The sequence below is a fragment of the Parashewanella curva genome, from assembly GCF_003675895.1.
In the GTDB taxonomy this organism is placed as follows: domain Bacteria; phylum Pseudomonadota; class Gammaproteobacteria; order Enterobacterales; family Shewanellaceae; genus Parashewanella; species Parashewanella curva.
This window is the reverse complement of record NZ_ML014888.1, coordinates 1-4,893: the sequence shown is the minus strand read 5'-3', so window position 1 is coordinate 4,893 and position 4,893 is coordinate 1. Positions and strand designations below refer to the sequence as shown.

Annotated in this window: 11 protein-coding genes; 7 read left to right on the top strand and 4 right to left on the bottom strand. The window is 35.4% G+C overall.

The window, feature by feature from the left end:
- Positions 1 to 127: 127 nt before the first annotated feature.
- The 7 genes from D5018_RS20610 to D5018_RS20575 all read left to right on the top strand — a co-directional run bounded on the left by D5018_RS20610 (position 128) and on the right by D5018_RS20575 (position 2,886).
- Positions 128 to 415 carry a transglycosylase domain-containing protein gene (locus tag D5018_RS20610; protein WP_243637484.1) on the top strand — a complete coding sequence of 96 codons (288 nt, stop codon included), beginning with the start codon at positions 128 to 130 and terminating at the stop codon, positions 413 to 415.
- A gap of 19 nt (positions 416 to 434) precedes the next feature.
- A complete protein-coding gene (locus tag D5018_RS20605; protein WP_121840857.1) occupies positions 435 to 617 on the top strand; it encodes a DUF4177 domain-containing protein in 183 nt (60 codons plus the stop codon).
- Positions 618 to 745: 128 nt separating this feature from the next.
- Positions 746 to 988: a hypothetical protein gene (locus tag D5018_RS20600; RefSeq protein WP_121840856.1), complete on the top strand. Its 243-nt coding sequence runs from the start codon at positions 746 to 748 to the stop codon at positions 986 to 988.
- Positions 989 to 1,042: 54 nt separating this feature from the next.
- Complete coding sequence (locus D5018_RS20595; protein ID WP_121840855.1) at positions 1,043 to 1,258, top strand: hypothetical protein; 216 nt, start codon at positions 1,043 to 1,045, stop codon at positions 1,256 to 1,258.
- 184 nt (positions 1,259 to 1,442) lie between these two features.
- Positions 1,443 to 1,715: a hypothetical protein gene (locus D5018_RS20590; protein WP_121840854.1), complete on the top strand. Its 273-nt coding sequence runs from the start codon at positions 1,443 to 1,445 to the stop codon at positions 1,713 to 1,715.
- A 110-nt stretch (positions 1,716 to 1,825) separates the two neighbouring features.
- Positions 1,826 to 2,188 carry a hypothetical protein gene (locus D5018_RS20585; RefSeq protein WP_121840853.1) on the top strand — a complete coding sequence of 121 codons (363 nt, stop codon included), beginning with the start codon at positions 1,826 to 1,828 and terminating at the stop codon, positions 2,186 to 2,188.
- Between the two features lie 314 nt (positions 2,189 to 2,502).
- Positions 2,503 to 2,886 carry a hypothetical protein gene (locus D5018_RS20575; RefSeq protein ID WP_133309362.1) on the top strand — a complete coding sequence of 128 codons (384 nt, stop codon included), beginning with the start codon at positions 2,503 to 2,505 and terminating at the stop codon, positions 2,884 to 2,886.
- Positions 2,887 to 2,938: 52 nt separating this feature from the next.
- On the opposite strand, the gene D5018_RS20570 is transcribed toward D5018_RS20575, so the two are convergent.
- From D5018_RS20570 to D5018_RS20560, 4 genes are all read right to left on the bottom strand, one after another.
- A complete protein-coding gene (locus D5018_RS20570) occupies positions 2,939 to 3,238 on the bottom strand; it encodes a type II toxin-antitoxin system RelE/ParE family toxin (RefSeq protein WP_121840850.1) in 300 nt (99 codons plus the stop codon).
- Entirely contained in the window at positions 3,235 to 3,477 is a 243-nt protein-coding gene (locus D5018_RS20565) for a type II toxin-antitoxin system ParD family antitoxin (protein ID WP_121840849.1), read from the bottom strand. The genes D5018_RS20570 and D5018_RS20565 overlap by 4 nt, the downstream gene beginning before the upstream one ends.
- A 227-nt stretch (positions 3,478 to 3,704) precedes the next feature.
- Positions 3,705 to 3,872, bottom strand: coding sequence for a hypothetical protein (locus D5018_RS21845; RefSeq protein ID WP_165905137.1), 168 nt, complete (start codon positions 3,870 to 3,872; stop codon positions 3,705 to 3,707).
- A gap of 117 nt (positions 3,873 to 3,989) precedes the next feature.
- Complete coding sequence (locus D5018_RS20560) at positions 3,990 to 4,721, bottom strand: protein kinase domain-containing protein (RefSeq protein WP_121840848.1); 732 nt, start codon at positions 4,719 to 4,721, stop codon at positions 3,990 to 3,992.
- Between the last annotated feature and the right edge of the window lie 172 nt (positions 4,722 to 4,893).

The following is a 4,893-nucleotide window of genomic DNA, read 5'->3' as shown; positions in this document are numbered from 1 at the left end:
TATTAAAACTAAGGTCGTTAAGGTCGAGTGGTGATCTCGAAAAATATTGGGAATATCACAAAAAGCAATCCAAACAGAGGTTATACGGATGTTGATAACTGTGTCGATTTAAAAGACCCACACCCAATTGAATTTATACCTTAACAACACGTATTGGGGTTCATTCAATGGGAAAGGTGTTTTTGGTATAAAGGCCGCAGCAAGCATATATTACGGCAAAGAGTTATCGCAGCTTACTAGTGACGAGTTTTATGGGATTATCGCAATGCCTATAGCACCAAACTATTATCATCCCATTCGTAACCCAAAAGTTCACTCTAAACGGGCAATGAGAGTCAAGGCTGTTGCCTCCGGTAAATGTGTGCCATCCAGCTGGCTTGATCTTAAATACAAACATTGTGCCGATGACACTTAATAAATCAAAGGAAAATGATATGCAAAAAGTAATAGAATTCAATGGTAGAGGCTTTTGGTCAAGTAAAGTCGACATTGAATCCCTCAATGAAAAAATTGAACAGTTAAATAATGAGGGCTGGAAAGTTAAATCAATGGTTCCCAACACTTCATTTGCTGGTTCTGTTATTTCATACTCATTACTTCTGGAAACACACAAATAGTACTTATCAAGTATACATATCAAGCGCTTCAACAGGAGAATAACGGTTGGCTCCTACGCTGCGCTTCGGATTTTAGCCAATAGACATATCCCTGTTAAATAGACGTTATGCGGTTTAGGAAATTATAAATGAAAAGTGATCCTGCAAAAGTTAACATTACCAAGTTTGGCGTATGTTTTTACTCTGTAATGGTTGCATGTCTATTTCTTGGTTTTGCTCAATCAACATTATCGCCTAATTCTGTATTAGGTACGTTAACAGCAACAAACCTTGGTATTTTTGCTTGGTCGATTCTGGTAGTCAGTATCGCTGGTACACTTGAATTTATTTTTAAAAAGTATGGTATTAAAACTCTTTACTATTCAGAGTAACCACATACAAACAATTCAACAGGGCAAATATGCTAAATGGAGATCATAGCTAAAATGGAATTTATCAAAGATGTTTTAACCTTTCTTATTGATGCTGTACCTTTTGTCATCGTTACTGGTTTGTTGTACTTTGGCTTTAAACAATATCCGCGTCTAACCAAAGGTTTTTTGTTAACTGCAATTACATGCTTCATATTGGGTGGCATTTCCGTTGGTTACGTACAAGACCACTCTGCCTCAAAAAAAACAATACAAAACGCAACTAAGTAAAGTTAATCGCAGATTATAAGGCATTCAATCGGAAGTTTATTGGCTTTTGCTCCTGCGTCGCAAAGTATAAGCCAACGTTTTTTGCCCTCTAATGTGGTGTTATAAAACTCAAGGAAATATAAAGTTGTCGCTATCTTTATTTCTAGGATTAAACGGAATTGTTTTCATATTATTCAATAGAAAAATGAATTCGGCTAATGACAAAATCTGTCATTACATTGAGCTAAATTACCCTGAGCATTGGCAACACTTCATCATTAGAGGTCGCCAAATCGGGAATGAAAAAAAATGGACAAAAGAATTAGCTCTTGCATCTATCAAAGATGGTGTTTTGTCTGAAAAGCATGACGCTAAATTCGCTAACTACTTAAATGTCCGTAAGAAATTACAATCAAATTTAATTTCTTTTTCAATTTTGGCATTCGTAGTGGCACAACTTATCAGCGCCATTGTATAAAAAGGCATTCAACAGAATGCAAAATTATTGGCTTTGTTACTGCGTCACAAATTATAGCCAACAATTTTTCACGCGTTAATGCAGCATTATAACGGCAAGGAGGTGCCTAGGTGAACTCAAGGGTAGTACTAAAAATTCTTACAACAATAATTACTGTAGCAATAATGTACTGCTTAATTGGTACTTATAAAGAAGAGCTAACAGTTGGTATATCTACTTTTAGCTCGTACATCGCTCTAGCTTCATTAGGGGGTCTACTTGGTTTCATTTTCGGTCATGCTTGTTATAAATTGTTTGCTAAAAATTCATTTTTAACTTCAATTATTTCAACCATTATAGTGGTGTTGTCATCATTGGAGGCAGGGCTATTTGTTAGTATTCCTATGGCAGATCTTTGTATTGCAATAACTTTTCTTATAGTTTCTTGCGATATCGCAGATATGAAAAATAAGCTCTCCGAAAAACCGCGATAATAAGGTTCTAATTAAAAGGATGTATCAATGACTGAGGTTGCAATTTCAATGTTCATAAAGCATAAGCTTTTATTTATAACTATTATTTTCTGCAATACATTTGCTGTCTTCTATTTTTCTTCAATTTTGTTTAGTTCTAGCAAACCAGATTTGATTCTGGCTGTATCAACCTCTTGTTTTGCTGCTTTTATAAGCTATTTGTATGCTGCCAACAAAAGCACATCCAAAAATCACAGTAAAAAGTAAACTGCAAGATAACAGGACAAAGTAGTAGCCCTGTTAATCGAACAGTTAGGTATTCAAGGAGGAACATTTTGTTGTTTTGGCAAATTATGTTTTGGGCGACTTTTGCACTATTAATCTTGCCCTTTCCGTTTAAGCTAGTTTCAATGATTACAGGTAAAGACAAAAGGTCATTTGCAGTAAAATTTGAAGAAATATCCAATGCTGCTTTCTTAGCAATTGGTTTAATTGCATTTTGGGAATATTCCTATTCCAGTAACACTTCCTCGACACCAATGTTCTGGTATGTTTGGTTAAGTATTGCTGTTATTTGGTCTATCGTTGCAATATTCAAATCTTCTAAGTTGGATTACGCAAAGGAACAAATTGGCACTAAAGCCACAGTCATATTAAGTATTTTTAGTACTATTTTCTTTATACCTATGTTCATTGCTGTTTTTAATTATGCTGATTAAACCTAACAACAATTCAACAGGGCAAATACTGTTTTGCACTTAATGCGAAATTTTATGCGTTAAAGTGAATATCAACATCCATGCTCTTGTGTAGGATTCTGATGATGTTTATCCGAGAATTATCAATCTGCTTGTAGAAAATGATGTGGCTGCCTTGAGGAAATTTACGGTAGCCTTCTCTGATTTCGTCGCATGATTTACCAATAGAGGGGCGTTCTGCCAACAGGAAAAAGGCTTGATCAAATTCTTTGAGGTAGAGGTTTCGTTTTTCTCTACCCCAGCGTTTCATGGTAAACTTTGCAATTTCAATTAAATCAGTCTTGGCTTTCTGGGTTAATGCAAAAGGCTTCATTTGTTAGCTTCGCCATCAAGCTCGTTGATGAAAGCGTCATAGTCATATTCAGCCATGCCACTTTCCTCTCCTTCAATGAGTAGGTTACGTAGCGTATTGATTTGAGTTTCTTTATTTTCCAAGAGACGCAGGGCAGCACGTATAACCTCGCTAGCAGATCCGTAGCGCCCGCTTTCAACCTGACTGGAAATGAACCAGTCAAAGTGTTCGCCTAAGGTAATACTTGTATTTTTGGCCATACTTTGTCGCCTATCTTTTTTATACCAATATATACCTAATTATGGTACTTATGATTTCTAAGTCAACCTTAGCGTAGGCACATAATAAATAAGGATTGGCATCCATCATAGGCTTAAGCTATGACACCATAAACCGATGCGATGAATCTCTGCTTTAAAAAAGGAATACTTTACATGCAATATGATGTGAATAGTCCATCAGAATATATCGGATCTCTTGCACCAGTCTACTTGGTGGCTACTTCCCCTTCAATGCCACGACCTAAATCGGTAATGGATAACTTGTTGTAATTTAGTAAGGATGTAGTCCCAACCATCAGAGTTGTAATACGTTTTTTATGAATGTTTGGGCATTGCGAAACGGGAGTTTCGTGTAGTAAGGTAATGTCGTGCATGGTTTGAGGTCTGTTGATTTGTTGCAAAATCTATTAGATCAGAGATAGCCATGCACATCTAGTCTTTGAAAGAATAAGAAATTATGTGGGGATTCCTTAGGGATAGGCGTTATGTGCTCAGCAATCATCAAGAAGCTCTTTCATCATTTTTAAGATTAAATCTAATTGTAAATCTGCTGAATCATCATATTGATATGATTTAATTATTTCGTCCATTTTTTTCCCAATGTTTGAACTTAAAAGATAACTAACTCTTTCAACTATTTTTACTGCTCCATATAAATCACCTCCAGTTGTAGCATGAATACAATCTCCATCATAAATCGAGCTTCCAAAATCAATAATTTTCAAAGTTCCATCTTTACTAACAACAACATTATCCAGACGAATATCTAAGTGAATAATTCCATTTGTATGTAGGTGTTTTATTCCTTCAAAGAGCCCCATTAGAAGTACCACTTCTTGTTTTGCTGTAATTTTACCGCGGGTATCAAGAAGGTATTTTATTAAATGTTCGCCTTCTTCAAAGAAGGTTACAGCAATCCTTTCATCACTCGTTCTTTTTTTATCAAAAATTTCGATGATATTTTTATGCTTTGGAATACACTCTAAAATTTTCACTTCATTTTCAAGGTTAGATACTCGTTGTAAAAGTGCTTTTTCCTTATAGCTTTCATCATTAAATGACTCTATAAACTCTTTAGAAACTGTTTTCATTACATAACGCTTAGAATTCCAAACACAAGGAGTTACTTCTGAAAAATTACCCTCTGAAGCTTTAGCCTGAGGAATACTGTTTTCTTGAGTGATACTATTGAGTTCTTGTAAATACCCTTGAACAGTTAGCATTTATTAATATACCCTATTTCTTATTAATTCAGACAATTATAGTAATGCATAATTCGGGGCTATCCGATCACTGAATTCGGGATTATCCGATCACCTATTTCGGCATAATCCGATCATCGAATTCGGTATTGTCCGATCATTTTTTGCTTAAGTCCGAAATGAGTGATCGGAT

Excerpts from the sequence above, each read along its gene's own strand:
- D5018_RS20605 (WP_121840857.1), top strand. The coding sequence starts at position 435 with ATGCAAAAAGTAATAGAATTCAATGGTAGAGGCTTTTGGTCAAGTAAA.
- D5018_RS20565 (WP_121840849.1), bottom strand. The coding sequence starts at position 3,477 with ATGGCCAAAAATACAAGTATTACCTTAGGCGAACACTTTGACTGGTTC.
- D5018_RS20590 (WP_121840854.1), top strand. The coding sequence starts at position 1,443 with ATGAATTCGGCTAATGACAAAATCTGTCATTACATTGAGCTAAATTAC.
- D5018_RS20595 (WP_121840855.1), top strand. The coding sequence starts at position 1,043 with ATGGAATTTATCAAAGATGTTTTAACCTTTCTTATTGATGCTGTACCT.
- D5018_RS20570 (WP_121840850.1), bottom strand. The coding sequence starts at position 3,238 with ATGAAGCCTTTTGCATTAACCCAGAAAGCCAAGACTGATTTAATTGAA.
- D5018_RS20560 (WP_121840848.1), bottom strand. The coding sequence starts at position 4,721 with ATGCTAACTGTTCAAGGGTATTTACAAGAACTCAATAGTATCACTCAA.
- D5018_RS21845 (WP_165905137.1), bottom strand. The coding sequence starts at position 3,872 with ATGCACGACATTACCTTACTACACGAAACTCCCGTTTCGCAATGCCCA.
- D5018_RS20600 (WP_121840856.1), top strand. The coding sequence starts at position 746 with ATGAAAAGTGATCCTGCAAAAGTTAACATTACCAAGTTTGGCGTATGT.